Annotated in this window: 18 protein-coding genes; 16 read left to right on the top strand and 2 right to left on the bottom strand. The window is 69.0% G+C overall.

Going from position 1 to position 15573, the window contains the following annotated elements:
* Positions 1-18: 18 nt before the first annotated feature.
* Together ABH927_RS04510 and ABH927_RS04505 are read left to right on the top strand one after the other, a co-directional pair.
* A complete protein-coding gene (locus ABH927_RS04510; protein WP_370018288.1) occupies positions 19-867 on the top strand; it encodes a hypothetical protein in 849 nt (282 codons plus the stop codon).
* Positions 868-876: 9 nt separating this feature from the next.
* Positions 877-1113: a hypothetical protein gene (locus ABH927_RS04505; protein WP_261584986.1), complete on the top strand. Its 237-nt coding sequence runs from the start codon at positions 877-879 to the stop codon at positions 1111-1113.
* Between the two features lie 109 nt (positions 1114-1222).
* Here the strand turns inward: ABH927_RS04505 and ABH927_RS04500 are convergent, their stop codons facing one another.
* Positions 1223-1444, bottom strand: coding sequence for a BldC family transcriptional regulator (locus ABH927_RS04500; protein ID WP_036325312.1), 222 nt, complete (start codon positions 1442-1444; stop codon positions 1223-1225).
* Between the two features lie 259 nt (positions 1445-1703).
* On the opposite strand from ABH927_RS04500, the gene ABH927_RS04495 reads away from it, so the two are divergent.
* On the top strand, positions 1704-1916 hold the full coding sequence (locus ABH927_RS04495; protein ID WP_261584984.1) for a DUF4229 domain-containing protein: 213 nt from the start codon (positions 1704-1706) through the stop codon (positions 1914-1916).
* Here the strand turns inward: ABH927_RS04495 and ABH927_RS04490 are convergent.
* Positions 1913-3151 (bottom strand): hypothetical protein, encoded by a 1239-nt coding sequence (locus ABH927_RS04490; RefSeq protein ID WP_370018286.1) that lies wholly within the window; start codon positions 3149-3151, stop codon positions 1913-1915. The genes ABH927_RS04495 and ABH927_RS04490 overlap by 4 nt on opposite strands.
* Before the next feature lie 101 nt (positions 3152-3252).
* On the opposite strand from ABH927_RS04490, the gene ABH927_RS04485 reads away from it, so the two are divergent.
* The 13 genes from ABH927_RS04485 to nuoK all read left to right on the top strand — a co-directional run bounded on the left by ABH927_RS04485 (position 3253) and on the right by nuoK (position 15547).
* Positions 3253-3990, top strand: coding sequence for a demethylmenaquinone methyltransferase (locus ABH927_RS04485; RefSeq protein WP_370018285.1), 738 nt, complete (start codon positions 3253-3255; stop codon positions 3988-3990).
* Positions 3991-4092: 102 nt separating this feature from the next.
* Positions 4093-5367, top strand: a complete 1275-nt coding sequence (locus ABH927_RS04480; RefSeq protein WP_370018283.1) for a geranylgeranyl reductase family protein — start codon at positions 4093-4095, stop codon at positions 5365-5367.
* 37 nt (positions 5368-5404) lie between these two features.
* Positions 5405-5764, top strand: a complete 360-nt coding sequence (locus ABH927_RS04475) for an NADH-quinone oxidoreductase subunit A (RefSeq protein ID WP_036325316.1) — start codon at positions 5405-5407, stop codon at positions 5762-5764.
* 2 nt (positions 5765-5766) lie between these two features.
* Complete coding sequence (locus ABH927_RS04470; RefSeq protein WP_370018281.1) at positions 5767-6318, top strand: NADH-quinone oxidoreductase subunit B family protein; 552 nt, start codon at positions 5767-5769, stop codon at positions 6316-6318.
* Positions 6315-6992 carry an NADH-quinone oxidoreductase subunit C gene (locus ABH927_RS04465; protein WP_370018280.1) on the top strand — a complete coding sequence of 226 codons (678 nt, stop codon included), beginning with the start codon at positions 6315-6317 and terminating at the stop codon, positions 6990-6992. The genes ABH927_RS04470 and ABH927_RS04465 overlap by 4 nt, the downstream gene beginning before the upstream one ends.
* Positions 6989-8305 (top strand): NADH-quinone oxidoreductase subunit D, encoded by a 1317-nt coding sequence (locus tag ABH927_RS04460; RefSeq protein WP_370018278.1) that lies wholly within the window; start codon positions 6989-6991, stop codon positions 8303-8305. Before ABH927_RS04465 ends, ABH927_RS04460 begins: the two co-directional genes overlap by 4 nt.
* Positions 8302-8964 carry an NADH-quinone oxidoreductase subunit NuoE gene (nuoE, locus tag ABH927_RS04455; protein WP_370018276.1) on the top strand — a complete coding sequence of 221 codons (663 nt, stop codon included), beginning with the start codon at positions 8302-8304 and terminating at the stop codon, positions 8962-8964. The genes ABH927_RS04460 and nuoE overlap by 4 nt, the downstream gene beginning before the upstream one ends.
* A complete protein-coding gene (nuoF, locus tag ABH927_RS04450; protein ID WP_370018274.1) occupies positions 8961-10247 on the top strand; it encodes an NADH-quinone oxidoreductase subunit NuoF in 1287 nt (428 codons plus the stop codon). Before nuoE ends, nuoF begins: the two co-directional genes overlap by 4 nt.
* A complete protein-coding gene (locus ABH927_RS04445; RefSeq protein ID WP_370018272.1) occupies positions 10244-12652 on the top strand; it encodes an NADH-quinone oxidoreductase subunit G in 2409 nt (802 codons plus the stop codon). The genes nuoF and ABH927_RS04445 overlap by 4 nt, the downstream gene beginning before the upstream one ends.
* On the top strand, positions 12649-14001 hold the full coding sequence (gene nuoH, locus ABH927_RS04440) for an NADH-quinone oxidoreductase subunit NuoH (protein ID WP_370018271.1): 1353 nt from the start codon (positions 12649-12651) through the stop codon (positions 13999-14001). Before ABH927_RS04445 ends, nuoH begins: the two co-directional genes overlap by 4 nt.
* Positions 13988-14503 carry an NADH-quinone oxidoreductase subunit NuoI gene (gene nuoI, locus ABH927_RS04435; protein WP_370018269.1) on the top strand — a complete coding sequence of 172 codons (516 nt, stop codon included), beginning with the start codon at positions 13988-13990 and terminating at the stop codon, positions 14501-14503. Before nuoH ends, nuoI begins: the two co-directional genes overlap by 14 nt.
* On the top strand, positions 14496-15254 hold the full coding sequence (locus tag ABH927_RS04430) for an NADH-quinone oxidoreductase subunit J (RefSeq protein WP_370018267.1): 759 nt from the start codon (positions 14496-14498) through the stop codon (positions 15252-15254). Before nuoI ends, ABH927_RS04430 begins: the two co-directional genes overlap by 8 nt.
* Positions 15251-15547 carry an NADH-quinone oxidoreductase subunit NuoK gene (nuoK, locus tag ABH927_RS04425; protein ID WP_036325326.1) on the top strand — a complete coding sequence of 99 codons (297 nt, stop codon included), beginning with the start codon at positions 15251-15253 and terminating at the stop codon, positions 15545-15547. The genes ABH927_RS04430 and nuoK overlap by 4 nt, the downstream gene beginning before the upstream one ends.
* Positions 15548-15573: the final 26 nt, after the last annotated feature.

Raw genomic sequence — 15573 nt, 5'->3', positions numbered from 1 at the left:
AAACTCAGGCGCGAGGGCATGAGGGGTGCGATGGCGGAGCCGGGCGACAGGGGCCGCCACCGGCGAGGGTCGCGGTGGTGGCAGCGCGGGCCGTACGTCTCGTCGCACCGCGAAACGGAAGAGCGGTGGCCCGAGCGGTCCGTGGAGCGGGTGCACGCGGTGAACGCGCCCGTGGTGGACGACCGGCCGCAGTACACATGGCGGGATTTCGAGCTGGACGACCAGCCCGCGCGGGCCGAGCCGCACCGGCCGGACGCGCCCGACCTGCGAGACGGCCGCAGGCACTGCGGGCCGCTTGAGCGCGTCCTCTACCGTCAGTGGGACGCGATGGACGGTCCTCCTTCGGCTGACGCGGTGCGCGCGGTGGACAGCCTCGCCCGGCTGCCCGAGAAGCTCAAGACCAAGCTGGCCATCGGGCTCGACGGCATCTACATCGGCCGCGGTGGCGTCCCCGACCTGGACGACATGGGCTACCTGCGCGGCGCGCCGCTGCCGTCGGGGCGCGCCACCTGGGACATCTGCGCAGGCGCGTACGGCGACCGCAAGATCGTGGTGGGGGACCGCCCGTCTCCGACGCCGGACGTGATGATGCACGAAGTCGGACATGCGCTGGACGACGTGGACGCGAGTCCGGGAGAGTGGGTGTCGGACTCTCCCGAGTTCGCCGCGCTCTACGAGGAATGCCGCCCGCTGTTCGCCTCGGCGTTCCACCGGCAGCCCGGCGGCCTCGGGCGCAAGGAGTTCTTCGCCGACGCGTTCGCGGCGATCGCGTCCCGGCAGCGTCCGGCCCTGGTCGACATGCTGGGCGGGGACACGCGGACGGCGCTGAACGTCATGCTGTTCTTCAACCGGCGCTACGGAATCTAGGTGGTCTGGATGTACGTGATCCGGCTCGGTGACGGGACACTCCGCGTGCCCCAATCACTGACCAGCGATGACGGGCGCCTGATCGGCAACGCGTACATGGAGATCGCCCCTGGTGAGCCCGACTACGACCGCTGGGCGGCGGAGTCGATCACCGAAGAGGAGGAGGCCGAGCGGCGGCGCCGTTGGCGCGAGGAGAACGACGAGCTGGAGCGCGAGTTCCTGGCCTTCAAGGCCGAGCAGGACTGAACTCGTGGCGTGGCTGACATGGGGGAAACGTGGGGATGGCTCAAGACTGACTCGGGTGACCCTGCGCTATCGGGGTAGCGCGCAGGATCACCTGGTGCTGGTACATGCGTCAGACTCGCGGTGAGTCGCCGTTCGGCCGATCGGCCGTAAGGACGTCCTCTCCGCGAAGGAGGGCGTGCACTTCCGACTCGCGGAACCGCCTGTGCCCTCCGGGGGTACGGATGCTGCTGATTCGCCCCGCCGCGGCCCAGCGTGTCACGGTCTTCGGGTCGACCCGGAAGAGGGCGGCAACCTCTCCAGGGGTCAGCAGTCGCTCGCTGCTACTCTCCACAATCTCTCCCCCTCGCGTCCCGCGTCCTGCAGCGGGCGGACAGGTAACCAGTGTGCCGAGCGAAGCCTGATTTATCCGTGGTTTTCATAGAAGATCACGGGTTGTTACCGGCTCAGTGCCCGATTGTTATATGATAGAGCCTCTTTGGGGCGCTCATGGGTGTTTCTTTACAAAAGCGCCTTGTTGTGAACACTAGCAGTGCTCGCACCAGATGCGAAGACAGACCGACATCTCGTGAGGGTGACGTAACCTCGACGCTGTGCATCCGGTAGTCGTATACACGCTTTCGCGCCTCGGCCTGTTCGCCGTCGCCCTCGCTGTCCTCTATCTCGTCGGCGTTCGCAACGCCTACGTGCTGTTCGCTCTGGCGTTCCTGATCAGTGGCGTGGCCAGCTACGTTCTGCTGTCGAAACAGCGGGACGCGGTCAGCGAGCGGATCGCCAGGAATCGCCGGGGAGCGGGGGAGAACTAGGTCGCCGGGAACATGCCGACCCGGGCATGGTACTCATGCCCGAGCCTCGTCGTGTCGCTTCCCACCAAAAGCCCCTTCTTAACTGTCAGGAACGCCTTTACCCCGATTCCCCTTTCTCGCGTGGGGTTCCAACTTTGCGCCTTGCCGGTCACGGGGTTGATCGCCCCGATGCCCGGCCGGCTGACGGCCCCCGGCCCGGCGGTGTCCGAGCCCAGGGGGTTGTCCAGCCAGCGCTGGTGGCCGCCCACGTAGACGGCCGATCCGGTGATCGCCACCGCGTAGAGCGAGTCACCACCGGTCAGGTTCACCCAGGTAGGACGGATTCGATCACCTCGGGCGTACGTCTCGAACCGGGCGGCCGAGTCGCACAGCTTCGAGGTGCGCGGCGCGGGACCGCCCGTGGTGACGACCACGAAATAGCGCCCGTCCGGGGAGAAGTCGAGCCCGCGGACGTAGGAGGGGAAGCTCGCCCGGCAACTGGCCGCGTACGCCTCGGTGTGCCAGTCGAGGACCCGCCCGCTCGCCAGGTCGATCAGCCCGATCTGGGGGCGGCGCAGGCCGTCGAGGGTCGTGAAGGACCCGTCGACCGCGAGCGTGCCCCGGGTGGCGGCCATCGCGTAGATCCTGACGTCGCCTCCCCGGCCGTCACCCGGCGTGACCGTGAAGTTGGGATCGACGGCCCCGGTTTCGGCGTCCACGCGGGCGAGAGCCGTACGGGCGCTGTGGCCGATCCTGCTGAAGTCGCCGCCGACTAAGAGGTCCGCGCCCTGTCGTATGAGGCTGGAAACGTTCCCTCCGTAGACGGGCGCCGAGAACGACGGCACGGCGGAGCCGTCGCTCACGCGCAGCCGGACCAGCGCGCGGTCGAAGGGGCCGTTGAAGGAGCCGCCGGCGTAGACGGTGCCGCCGGGCCCCGCCGCCAGGGCGGACACCGGGCCGTCGAGGTCGGGCGCGAAGCCGCGCAGGACCCGGCCGGTGCGCAGGTCGAAGGCGAAGATATTGGCGCGGGGGAGTTCCCGCGTGCTCCCGGCGTCGCGCACGGCGCTGAACTCGCCGCCGACCACCACCGTGTCGCCGACGAGCGCCAGGGCGTTCACGATGCCGTCGAGAACGTGCGGCGTCGTGTCGACCGGGTTCTCCGACACCACGTGGGGCTGGCTCACGCCGGCGAGGGCCGGGGCCACGGGAAGTGCCGCGAGCGTTGCCACTGCGATCAGTGCGGTTCTGGCGAGCATTCCCCAAGTTCTAGCAGACGGAGCGTAATCAACAAACTACGTTGCGCGCATCCAGTGATGGTGGTGAGGCGCTTACCGGGCCGCCGCCTAGGCTTGCCACCATGACGCGCGCATCGCTGGACAAGCAGCCGCACGAGGTCGCCGCGATGTTCGATCGCACGGCCCAGCGGTACGACCTGGTCAACGACGTCCTCTCGCTCGGGCAGGACCGGCTGTGGCGCAGGGCGACCGCCGCCGCGATCGACGCGGGCCCCGGCGAGCTCGTGCTCGACCTCGCGGCGGGCACCGGCACCTCGACGGACGCCTTCACCATGCTGGGCGCGCGTGCGATCGCCTGCGACTTCTCGCTCGGCATGTTGCGGACCGGCGTGGCGCGGCGCGGCGGCTCCGGCCTGTACGGCGGCGGCGTCCGGGGCGTGAGCTTCATCGCGGGCGACGCTCTTCACCTGCCGTTCGCCGACGACGTCTTCGACGCGGTGACGATCTCCTTCGGGCTGCGCAACGTGGCGGACACCGGGCAGGCGCTGCGCGAGATGCTCCGGGTCGCCCGGCCGGGCGGCAGGCTTGTGATCTGCGAGTTCTCCCGGCCCGTCATCAAGTCGTTCGACCTGGTCTACTCGCAGTACCTCATGAAGTTGCTGCCCCAGGTGGCCCGGGCGGTCAGTTCGAACCCCGACTCCTACGAATATCTCGCCGAGTCGATCAGGGCGTGGCCCGATCAGGCCGCGCTCGCGGCCGTCATCCAGCGCGCGGGCTGGGAGAAGGTCGCCTGGCGGAACCTTTCGTTCGGCATAGTGGCCCTCCATCGGGCCGTCAAGCCGGAGGCCGTAAATCCTTAGCGCACCCCCTCTGACATTGTTCGGGGAATAGGGGTTAGACTGCGGCGCGAACAGTTTGTGAAGTGGTTCACAAAGGCACGAAGGTGACAGGACAGGTCCCCCGTGAGCGAGCAAGGCCGCAGACAGCGGAAAGCAGCTGAGGCCGACGTCATCGTCGTCGGCGCCGGCCCCGCCGGGTCGACTGCCGCCTTTTACCTCGCCCGTGCCGGGCTCGACGTGCTGCTGCTGGAGAAGACCCGGTTCCCGCGCGAGAAGGTGTGCGGCGACGGGCTCACGCCCCGGGCCGTCAAGGAGCTCATCGGGATGGGCGTCGACATCGACGGCCCCGGCTGGATCAGGAACAAGGGCCTGCGCGTCATGGGCGGGGGCCTGCGCCTGGAGCTCGACTGGCCCGAGCTGCACAGCTTCCCGGACTTCGGGCTCGTCCGCACCCGGATGGACTTCGACCAGATCCTCGCCGAACACGCGGCGCGCGGCGGCGGCGTCACCCTGATCCAGGGGGTCAACGTCACCGGCCCGGTGCTCGACGAGCGCGGCGGCCACATCGTCGGCGTCACCGCCCGGCACGACGGTGAGGACGTCACCTACGGGGCCCGGCTCGTGCTCGCCGCCGACGGCAACTCCTCCCGGCTGTCCCTCGCGATGGGCCTGCACAAGCGGGAGGACCGCCCGATGGGCGTCGCCGTACGGACCTACTACACGAGCCCCCGGCACGACGACGACTACCTGGAGTCGTGGCTGGAGCTCTGGGACGGCGACCGGTTGCTCCCCGGCTACGGCTGGATCTTCGGCGTGGGCGACGGCACCTCCAACGTCGGCCTCGGGCTGCTGAACACCAGCGAGGCGTTCAAGAACATCGACTACCGCGACCTGCTCAGGCGCTGGGTGAAGAACATGCCCGCCGAGTGGGGCTACACGGACGAGAACATGACCGGCCCGATCAGGGGCGCGGCGTTGCCGATGGCCTTCAACCGGCAGCCGCACTACACCCGGGGCCTGGTGCTCGTCGGCGACGCGGGCGGTTCGATCAACCCCTTCAACGGCGAGGGCATCGCCTACGCCATGGAAACCGGGCGGATCGCCGCCGAAATCGTGGTTCAGGCGCTGTCCCGGGCCACTCCCGCCCAGCGTGAGCGGGTGCTGCTCCAGTATCCGCGTATCCTCAAGGAAACCTATGGGGGATACTTCACCCTCGGGCGGCTGTTCGTGGAGGCGATCGGACGGCCCGGGGTGATGAGCTTCGCCACGCGGCACGGCCTTCCGCATCCGACCCTGATGAGATTCGCGCTGAAACTCCTGGCTAATCTCACAGATCGGCGAGGCGACGCCTCCGACCGCATTATCAACGCCCTTTCCAAGGTGGCTCCGCCCGCATGACTGTCCCTTCCTACCGACCAAGCGAGGACATGTAGCCATGGAGCTGTATGTGCCGATTCTGGTGCTCGCGGTCCTCGCGGCGGGGTTCGCCGTGTTCTCCGTGGGCATCGCGCCCTTCACCGGGCCGAAGCGCTGGAACCGCGCCAAGCTGGATGCCTACGAGTGCGGCATCGAGCCCACTCCGCAGCCGGTCGGCGGAGGGCGCTTCCCGCTGAAGTACATGATCACAGCGATGCTGTTCATCGTCTTCGACATCGAGATCATCTTCCTCTATCCGTGGGCGGTGGCCTTCGACAAACTCGGCGTGTTCGGGCTGGTCGAGATGGTGCTGTTCATCGTCACCGTCCTCGTGGCGTACGCCTACGTCTGGCGCCGTCGCGGCCTCGATTGGGATTAGCCATGGGTCTTGAAGAGAAACTCCCGAGCGGGTTCATCCTCACCACCGTCGAGCAGGTGGCGGGCTGGGCCCGGAAGAACTCCGTCTGGCCGGCGACTTTCGGTCTCGCGTGCTGCGCGATCGAGCTGATGGCCACCGGAGGTCCCACGCACGACCTGGCGCGGTTCGGCATGGAGCGGGCCTCGGCGTCGCCCCGGCAGGCCGACCTGATGATCGTGGCCGGCCGGCTGTCGCAGAAGATGGCCCCCGTGCTCCGCCAGATCTACGACCAGATGGCAGAGCCCAAGTGGGTCATCGCGATGGGCGTCTGCGCGTCCAGTGGCGGCATGTTCAACAACTACGCCATCGTGCAGGGCGTGGACCACGTCGTGCCCGTCGACATCTACCTCCCCGGCTGCCCGCCGCGCCCGGAGATGCTGATCGACGCCATCGTGAAGCTGCACGACAAGATCCAGAACATGAAGTTCGGCGCGCACCGGGCCAAGCAGATCGACGAGCTCGAGCTCCAGGCGCTGCGGACGCTGCCGCTGATCGACCAGGGGGCCCAGAAGTGAGCACCGGCAACCTCCCTGGAAACCTCCCCGGCGTGCCGGAGGAGCCGGTCGTCCGCACGGGCATGTTCGGCGCCAGCGGCACCGGCGACACCTCCGGTTACGGTCGCCTGGTCGTCCGGCGTCCACCGACGATCTTCACCGCCAGGCCGTACGGGTCGTACTTCGACGAGGTGGCCGACGCTCTGGAGCCGTCGTTCGGCGACGCGATCGAGCGGGTGGTCGTCGACCGCGGCGAGGTCACGTTCCACATCGCGCGGGAGCGCCTGGTGGACGTCATGCGCCACCTGCGCGACGACCCGGCGCTGCGGTTCGAGCTGTCGCTCGGCGTCTCCGGCGCGCACTACCCGCAGGAGACCGGCGGCGAGCTGCGCGCGGTCTACCACCTGTGCTCCATCACGCACAACCGGCGGATCCGGGTCGAGGCATCCTGCCCCGACGCCGACCGGCACATCCCGTCCACCGTTTCTGTCTACCCCACGCACGACTGGCACGAGCGGGAGACGTACGACTTCTTCGGCATCGTCTTCGACGGTCACCCGGCGCTGACCCGGATCGAGATGCCCGACGACTGGGAGGGTCACCCCCAGCGCAAGGACTATCCCCTCGGCGGAATCCCGGTCGAGTACCGCGGCGCCGAGATCCCCGCGCCGGACCAGAGGAGGTCTTACACGTGAGCACGACGGAGGCCGAAGGCCGCGTCTACGACGTCGCCGGCCAGGACTGGGACGAGCTGGTCGAGACCGTCACCGACTCGGCCGAGGAGCACCTGGTCATCAACATGGGGCCGCAGCACCCGTCGACCCACGGCGTGCTCCGTCTCGTGCTGACGCTCGACGGTGAGACGGTGAACGAGGCCCGCACGGTCATCGGCTACCTGCACACCGGCATCGAGAAGAACATGGAGTTCCGGACGTGGACCCAGGGGGTCACGTTCGTCACCCGCATGGACTATCTCTCGCCGATCTTCAACGAGACGGCGTACTGCATGGGCGTCGAGAAGCTCCTCGGGATCACCGACAGGATCCCGGAGCGCGCGCAGGCCATCCGGGTCATGATGATGGAGCTCAACCGGATCTCCTCGCACCTGGTGGCCATCGCGACCTTCGGCCTGGAGCTGGGCGCGACCACGCCGATGCTGTTCGGCTTCCGCGAGCGGGAGATGGTGCTCGACCTGTTCGAGTACATCACCGGCCTCCGGATGAACATGGCCTACGTCCGGCCGGGCGGCGTGAGCGTCGACCTGCCCGCCGGGGCGGTCGACAAGATCGGCGAGTTCCTCAAGGTCATGCCGGGGCGGATCAAGGAGATGCGCAAGCTCCTCGACGCGAACCCGGTCTACACCCGCCGCACCAGGGACGTCGCCTACCTCGACCTCACCGGTTGCATGGCGCTCGGGATCACCGGGCCGATCCTGCGGGCCGCGGGCCTGCCGTGGGACCTGCGCAAGTCGCAGCCCTACTCCGGCTACGAGACCTACGAGTTCGACGTCCCGACGCAGAACACGTGTGACGTGTACGGCCGCTATCTCGTCCGGGTGGACGAGATGGAGGAGTCGCTGAAGATCATCGAGCAGGCGCTGGACCGCCTGTCCGGACCGCTCAAGGGCGGCGCGGTGATGATCGAGGACAAGAAGATCGGCTGGCCGGCCCAGCTCGCGCTCGGCCCCGACGGCCTCGGCAACTCGCCCGACCACATCGCGCACATCATGAGCAGCTCGATGGAAGCCCTGATCCACCACTTCAAACTGGTCACCGAGGGCTTCCGGGTGCCGGCGGGCCAGGTCTACGCCGCCGTCGAGTCGCCGCGCGGCGAGCTCGGCGCGCACGTGGTGAGCGACGGCGGCACGCGCCCCTACCGCGTGCACTTCCGCGACCCGTCCTTCACGAACCTGCAGGCGGTGCCCGCGATGTGCGAGGGCGGAATGATCGCCGACGTCATCTCGGCGGTCGCCTCGATCGACCCCGTCATGGGAGGTGTGGACCGATGACTTATTCACCTGAGGTCCGCGAGCGTCTGGAGACGGACGCCAAGGAGATCATCGGCCGCTACCCCCGGCCGCGGTCGGCGCTGCTGCCGCTGCTGCACCTGGTGCAGTCGGAGGACGGCTACGTCTCCGACGACGGGCACGAGTTCTGCGCGGAGATGCTGGGCCTGTCCAAGGCCGAGGTCGTGGGCGTCGCGACGTTCTACACGATGTACAAGCGGAAGCCGTCCGGCGAGTACAACGTCGGCGTCTGCATCAACTCGCTGTGCGCGATCATGGGCGGCGACCAGATCTGGGACGAGCTGACCGAGCACGTCGGCGTCGGCCACGACGAGACCACCACGGACGGCAAGGTCACGCTGGAGCGGCTGGAGTGCAACGCCGCCTGCGACTTCGCGCCCGTGATGATGGTCAACTGGGAGTTCTTCGACAACCAGACCCCCGAGTCGGCCAAGCAGCTCGTCGAGGACCTGAGGGCGGGCAAGGAGGTCGCGCCGACCCGGGGCCCGGGCAGGCTGTGCACCTTCAAGGAGGCCTCGCGGGTGCTCGCGGGCTTCCCCGACGGCCTCGCCGGCGAGGGCCCCGCCGCGTCCGGCCCGTCGCTCGAAGGCTTGAAGATCGCCAAGGCCAACGGCTGGGAGGCACCGGTGAGCGACCGATGACACAGCTCACGCCGGTTCTGACGAAGAACTGGGACCTGCCGAACTCGTTCACCCTCGAGGGGTACGGCGAGTACGACGCGGCCAAGAAGGCCCTGGCCATGGACCCGGACGTCATCATCCAGACGGTGAAGGACTCGGGCCTCCGGGGCCGTGGCGGCGCGGGCTTCCCGACCGGCATGAAGTGGGGCTTCATCCCGCAGAACGACGGCAAGCCGCACTACCTCGTCGTCAACGCGGACGAATCGGAGCCGGGGACCTGCAAGGACATCCCGCTCATGCTGGCCAACCCGCACTCGCTGGTCGAGGGCGTCATCATCACGGCGTACGCCATCAGGGCCAGCCACGCCTTCATCTACGTCCGCGGCGAGGTGCTCCACGTCATCCGCCGGGTGCAGGCCGCGGTCCGGGAGGCGTACGAGAAGGGCTATCTCGGGACGAACATCTTCGACTCGGGCTATGACCTCGAAGTCGTCGTGCACAGCGGGGCCGGGGCGTACATCTGCGGCGAGGAGACGGCGCTGCTCGACTCGCTGGAGGGCTACCGCGGCCAGCCGAGGCTCAAGCCGCCGTTCCCGGCCGTCGCGGGCCTGTACGCCTGCCCGACCGTGGTCAACAACGTCGAGTCCATCGCCAGCGTGCCGAGTATCGTCACCAACGGCGCGGACTGGTTCGCGGGCATGGGCACCGAGAAGTCGAAGGGCTTCGGCATCTTCTCGCTGTCCGGTCACGTGACCCGGCCTGGCCAGTACGAGGCGCCGCTCGGCATCACGCTGCGCGAGCTCATCGGTATGGCGGGCGGGATCCGCGAGGGCCACGAGCTGAAGTTCTGGACGCCGGGGGGATCCTCGACGCCGATCTTCACCGCCGAGCACCTGGACGTGCCGCTCGACTTCGAGTCGGTCGGCGCCAAGGGATCGATGCTCGGCACCCGGGCCCTGCAGATCTTCGACGAGACGACCTGCGTCGTGCGGGCCGTGCTGCGCTGGATGGAGTTCTACGCGCACGAGTCCTGCGGTAAGTGCACCCCCTGCCGGGAGGGCACCTACTGGCTCAAGCAGGTGCTCAAGCGGCTGGACAAGGGGCAGGGCACCGAGGAGGACCTGGCCACCATCGTCGACGTCTCCGACAACATCGCGGGACGCTCGTTCTGCGCCCTGGCCGACGGCGCGGTGAGCCCGGTCTACTCATCGGTCAAGTACTTCCGCGAGGAATACCTCAAGCACTTCGAGATCGGCGGCTGCCCGTTCGATCACGCCGCGTCAACTGTGTGGGGTAAGGCATGACAGTACAGACGACCTCGGCGGGAGCGGTCGAGCAGCCCGTGGACATGGTGACCCTCACCATCGACGGCTTCCAGGTGAGCGTCCCGAAGGGGACGGTGATCATCAGGGCCGCCGAGCTGCTGGGCATCCAGATCCCGCGGTTCTGCGACCACCCGCTGCTCGAACCGGCGGCCAACTGCCGCCAGTGCCTGGTCGACATCACGGACGCCGGGAACGGCCGGGGCTTCCCGAAGCCGCAGCCCTCCTGCGCCATCGAGGTCGCCGAGGGCATGGTCGTTCAGACCCAGCTCACCTCCCCGGTCGCGGAGAAGGCGCAGCGCGGCGTCATGGAGATGCTGCTGCTGAACCACCCGCTGGACTGCCCGGTCTGCGACAAGGGCGGCGAGTGCCCCCTGCAGAACCAGGCGATGTCCAACGGCCAGGGCGAGAGCCGGTTCCAGGAGCAGAAGCGCACGTTCGAGAAGCCGATCGCGCTGTCCACGGAGGTGCTGCTCGACCGCGAGCGGTGCGTCCAGTGCGCGCGCTGCATCCGCTTCTCCGACGAGATCGCCGGTGACCCGTTCATCGACTTCTTCGAGCGCGGGGCCAAGGAGCAGGTGGGCGTCGCCGACGGCGAGCCTTTCCAGTCCTACTTCTCGGGCAACACCGTCCAGATCTGCCCGGTGGGCGCCCTGACCGGCGCGGCCTACCGGTTCCAGTCCCGGCCGTTCGACCTGGTCTCGACGCCGAGCGCCTGCGAGCACTGCGCCTCCGGCTGCTCGCTCCGTACGGACCACCGGCGCGGCAAGGTCACCCGCCGTCTGGCCGGGGACGACCCGCAGGTCAACGAGGAGTGGAACTGCGACAAGGGCCGCTGGGCCTTCCAGTACGCCACGCAGCCGGACCGGCTCAGGTCGCCGCTGATCCGTGACGAGGAGGGCAGGCTCGTCCCGGCCTCCTGGCCCGAGGCGCTCGCGGTCGCGGCCAGGGGCCTCGCCGCCGCGCGCGGCAAGGCCGGCGTGCTGGTCGGCGGCCGTCTCACGGTCGAGGACGCCTACGCCTACAGCAAGTTCGCCAGGATCGCCCTCGGCACCAACGACATCGACTTCCGGGCCCGGCCGCACTCCGAGGAGGAGGCGAGGTTCCTCGCCTACGCCATCGCCGGCAAGAGCATCGAGGTCTCCTACGCCGACCTGGAGAAGGCCCCGGCCGTGCTCCTCGCGGGCTTCGAGCCCGAGGAGGAGTCGCCGATCGTCTTCCTGCGCCTCCGCAAGGCCGCGCGGAAGAAGGGTCTGAAGGTCCACGCGCTGGCGCCGTTCGCCACGCCGGGCCTTGCCAAGGTGGGCGGCACGCTCATCCGGACGCTGCCCGGCGGCGAGGCCGAGGCGCTCGGCGACCTGGTCGGCTCCGCGGGCGACATCCTGCCCGCCGGGTCGATCATCCTCGCCGGCGAGCGGCTCGCCACCGCCCGCGGCGCCCTCTCCGCGCTCGTACGGCTCTCGCAGGTCACCGGCGCACGGCTGGCCTGGGTGCCGCGGCGGGCCGGTGAGCGCGGCGCGATCGAGGCGGGCGCCCTGCCGGGCCTGCTGCCGATCGGCCGCCCGGTCGCCGACGAGAGCGCCCGCGGCGAGGTCGCCAGGGCGTGGAACGTCGCGGCCCTGCCCGACGCCCCCGGGCGGGACACCGCCGGGATCCTCGAGGCGGCGCTGAACGATGAGATCGACGCGCTGGTCGTCGCGGGCGTCGACCCGTACGACCTGCCCGACCCGGACAAGGCGCTCGCCGCGCTGGAGAACACGCCGTTCATCGTCAGCCTGGAGATCCGGGCCAGCGCGGTCACCGACCGGGCCGACGTGGTCCTCCCGGTCGCCGCCGTGGCCGAGAAGGCCGGCACGTTCGTCAACTGGGAGGGCAGGGGCCGCTCGTTCGAGGTGGCGACGGCCGTCCCGGGCGTGATGAGCGACCTGCGGGCCGTCACCTCGATCGCCGACCAGATGGACGTGCACCTTGGCCTGCCCGACGCGGCCGCCGCCCGCCGCGAACTCGGCGCGCTCGGCGCCTGGCGGGGCTCCCGCCCGGCCGCGCCCGGTGTCACCGGCGGCGGGGTGCGGGAGCCGCGGACCGGTGAGGCCGTCCTGGCCACCTGGCACCTGCTGCTCGACGACGGCCGCCTCCAGGACGGCGAGCCGTACCTGGCCGGGACCGCCCGCTCGGCGGCGGCGCTGCTCTCCGAGGCCACGGCCGCGGAGATCGGCGCGGTCGACGGCGGGAAGATCACCATCGGAGACGGTGTGGTCCTGCCGGTGCGGATCGCGGACCTGCCCGACCGGGTGGTCTGGGTGCCGTCGAACTCGGCCGGACTGTCCGTCACCCGCGACCTGCGTGCCGTGGCGGGCGACGTCGTAACCATCGGGAGTGTCTCATGAACAACCCCGGACCCACGCTGAGCGACTTCGGCCACGATCCCCTGTGGATCTCGATCATCAAGGCCGTCGCGATCTTCGTGTTCCTCATGCTGGGCGTGCTGTTCGGCGTGTGGACGGAGCGCAAGCTCATCTCGCGCATGCAGCACCGCTACGGCCCCAACCGGGCGGGCAAGTTCGGCCTGCTCCAGTCGGTGGCCGACGGCCTGAAGATGGGCCTCAAGGAAGACCTCATGCCCCGCACGGTGGACAAGGTCATCTACTTCCTGGCCCCGGTCGTGATCGCCGTGCCGGCGTTCCTGGCCTTCTCGGTCATCCCGTTCGGGCCGATGGTCTGGATGTTCGGGCACAAGACCCCGCTCCAGCTCACCGACCTCCCGGTCGCGGTGCTGCTCGTCCTGGCCACGGCCTCGATCGGCGTTTACGGCATCGTGCTCGCGGGCTGGGGCTCGCGCTCGCCGTACGCCATCCTGGGCGGCCTGCGCTCCAGCGCCCAGGTCGTGTCCTACGAGATCGCGATGGGCCTGTCCTTCGTCGCGGTGTTCCTCAAGGCCGGCACGCTGTCCACCTCGGAGATCGTGGCCAAGCAGGCCGGCGGCGGCACCTGGGACATCTTCGGCCTGCACATCCCGACGCCGTCCTGGTACGTCTTCTCGCTCATCCCGTCGTTCCTGATCTACGCGGTCACGATGCTGGGCGAGACGAACCGCGTGCCGTTCGACCTGCCGGAGGGCGAGGGCGAGCTGGTGGGCGGCTTCCACACGGAGTACTCCTCGTCGCTGAAGTTCGCGATGTTCATGCTCGCCGAGTACGTGAACGTGTTCACGGTGTCGGCGGTGGCCATCACACTGTTCCTCGGCGGCTGGCGGGCACCCTGGCCGATCTCGCTCTGGGACGGGGCCAACACCGGCTGGTGGCCGATGCTCTGGTTCTTCGCCAAGCTCGTCCTGGCCTTCGCGTTCTTCGTGTGGGTCCGCGCCTCGCTGCCCCGCGTCCGCTACGACCAGCTCATGGCGTTCGGCTGGAAGGTGCTCATCCCGCTCAACCTGGGCTGGATCCTGCTCGCCGCCACGCTGCAGGCGCTCCGCCTTCCGGAGGCCAACCGGAACGGCATCCTGGCGTTCGGCGCGGTGGTCGTCATCGCCGGCCTCGGCATCTGGCTCCGCTTCGACACGGTCAACCAGCGCCGCAGGGAAGCCAGGGCCGCCGAGGTCGAGGAGGAGTTCGAGCAGCTCCGCGAGGAGCCGGCGGCGGGCGGGTTCCCGGTGCCGCCGCTCGACCTTCCGCACTACCACGGAGTCGTTCCGTCGGCGCGTGCCCCTAAAGAGGAGGTGACCAGTGGGAGCAACTGATTGGCTGAACCCGATCAAGGGATTCGGCGTCACCTTCCACCACATGTTCAAGAAGCCGGTGACGGTCAACTACCCGGAGGAGAAGCGGCCCACGGCGCCGCGGTTCCACGGGCGTCACCAGCTGAACCGGTGGCCGGACGGCCTGGAGAAGTGCGTCGGCTGCGAGTTGTGCGCCTGGGCCTGTCCCGCCGACGCCATCTACGTCGAGGGCGCGGACAACACCGAGACCGAGCGATTCTCGCCCGGTGAGCGGTACGGCCGCACCTACCAGATCAACTATCTGCGGTGCATCCTGTGCGGCCTGTGCATCGAGGCGTGCCCCACGCGGGCGCTCACGATGACGAATGAGTACGAGCTGGCCGACTCCAGCCGCGAATCGCTGATCTTCACCAAGGAGATGCTCCTCGCGCCGCTCGGGCCGGGCATGGAACTGCCGCCCCACCCGATGCGCCTCGGCGACACCGAGGAGGACTACTACCGGTTGGGTCGCAGCAATGGGTGAGTCCATCACGTTCTGGGTGCTGGCGGTCGTGTCCGTGATCGCCGCGCTCGGGCTCGTCTTCAGCCGCAGGGCGGTCTACTCCGCCCTGATGCTGGGCGTCGTCATGCTCTCGCTGGCGGTGCTGTACGCCGTGCAGGACGCTCCGTTCCTGGCGGCCGTGCAGATCATCGTCTACACCGGCGCCGTCATGATGCTGTTCCTGTTCGTGCTCATGCTCGTGGGCGTGGACTCGTCGGACTCGCTCGTCGAGACCATCAGGGGACAGCGGTTCTGGGCCATCGTGGCGGGGCTCGGCTTCGCCACCCTGCTCGGGCTCGGCATCGGCAACACGGTGATGTCGGCTCCCAAGGGGCTGGCGACGGCGAACCAGGCCGGCAACGTGCCCTCGCTCGCCGAGCTGATCTTCACGCGACACGTCTTCGCCTTCGAGGTCACCTCGGCGCTGCTGATCACTGCCGCGCTCGGTGCGATGGTGCTGGCGCACCGCGAGCGCACCGAGCCCAAGCCGACCCAGAGGGACCTGTCCCGGGCCCGCTTCGTCGAGTTCGGCCGGCACGGCAAGAATCCGGCCCCGCTGCCAGGCCCCGGCACCTACGCCCGGCACAACGCCATCGACATGCCGGCGCTGCTGCCGGACGGCACGGTCTCGCCGTTGTCGGTCAACCGGTTCATCGCCCGGTACGAGGCCGAGGAGGGGACGCTGGCCCCCGAGGTCGCGCGGATCCTTCAGCAGGAGGAGGAGGGCAAGTGACCACTCACTACCTGGTTCTTTCCGCGCTGCTGTTCGCGATCGGCGGCGTCGGCGTGCTGGTACGGCGCAACGCAATCGTGGTCTTCATGTGCGTCGAGCTCATGCTCAACGCCTGCAACCTGGCGTTCGTCACCTTCGCCCGGCAGAACGGCAACCTCGACGGCCAGGTCATCGCGTTCTTCGTGATGATCGTGGCCGCCGCCGAGGTCGTCATCGGCCTGGCCATCATCGTGACGATCTTCCGAACCCGCAGGTCCGCGTCCGTCGACGACGCCAGCCTGCTGAAGTACTAAGAGGTGGCCGTGGAACCCGCTGTGTT

Source organism: Planotetraspora sp. GP83, from assembly GCF_041262585.1.
Taxonomy (GTDB): domain Bacteria; phylum Actinomycetota; class Actinomycetes; order Streptosporangiales; family Streptosporangiaceae; genus JAOEGB01.
This window is presented reverse-complemented; position numbering and strand designations above follow the sequence as displayed.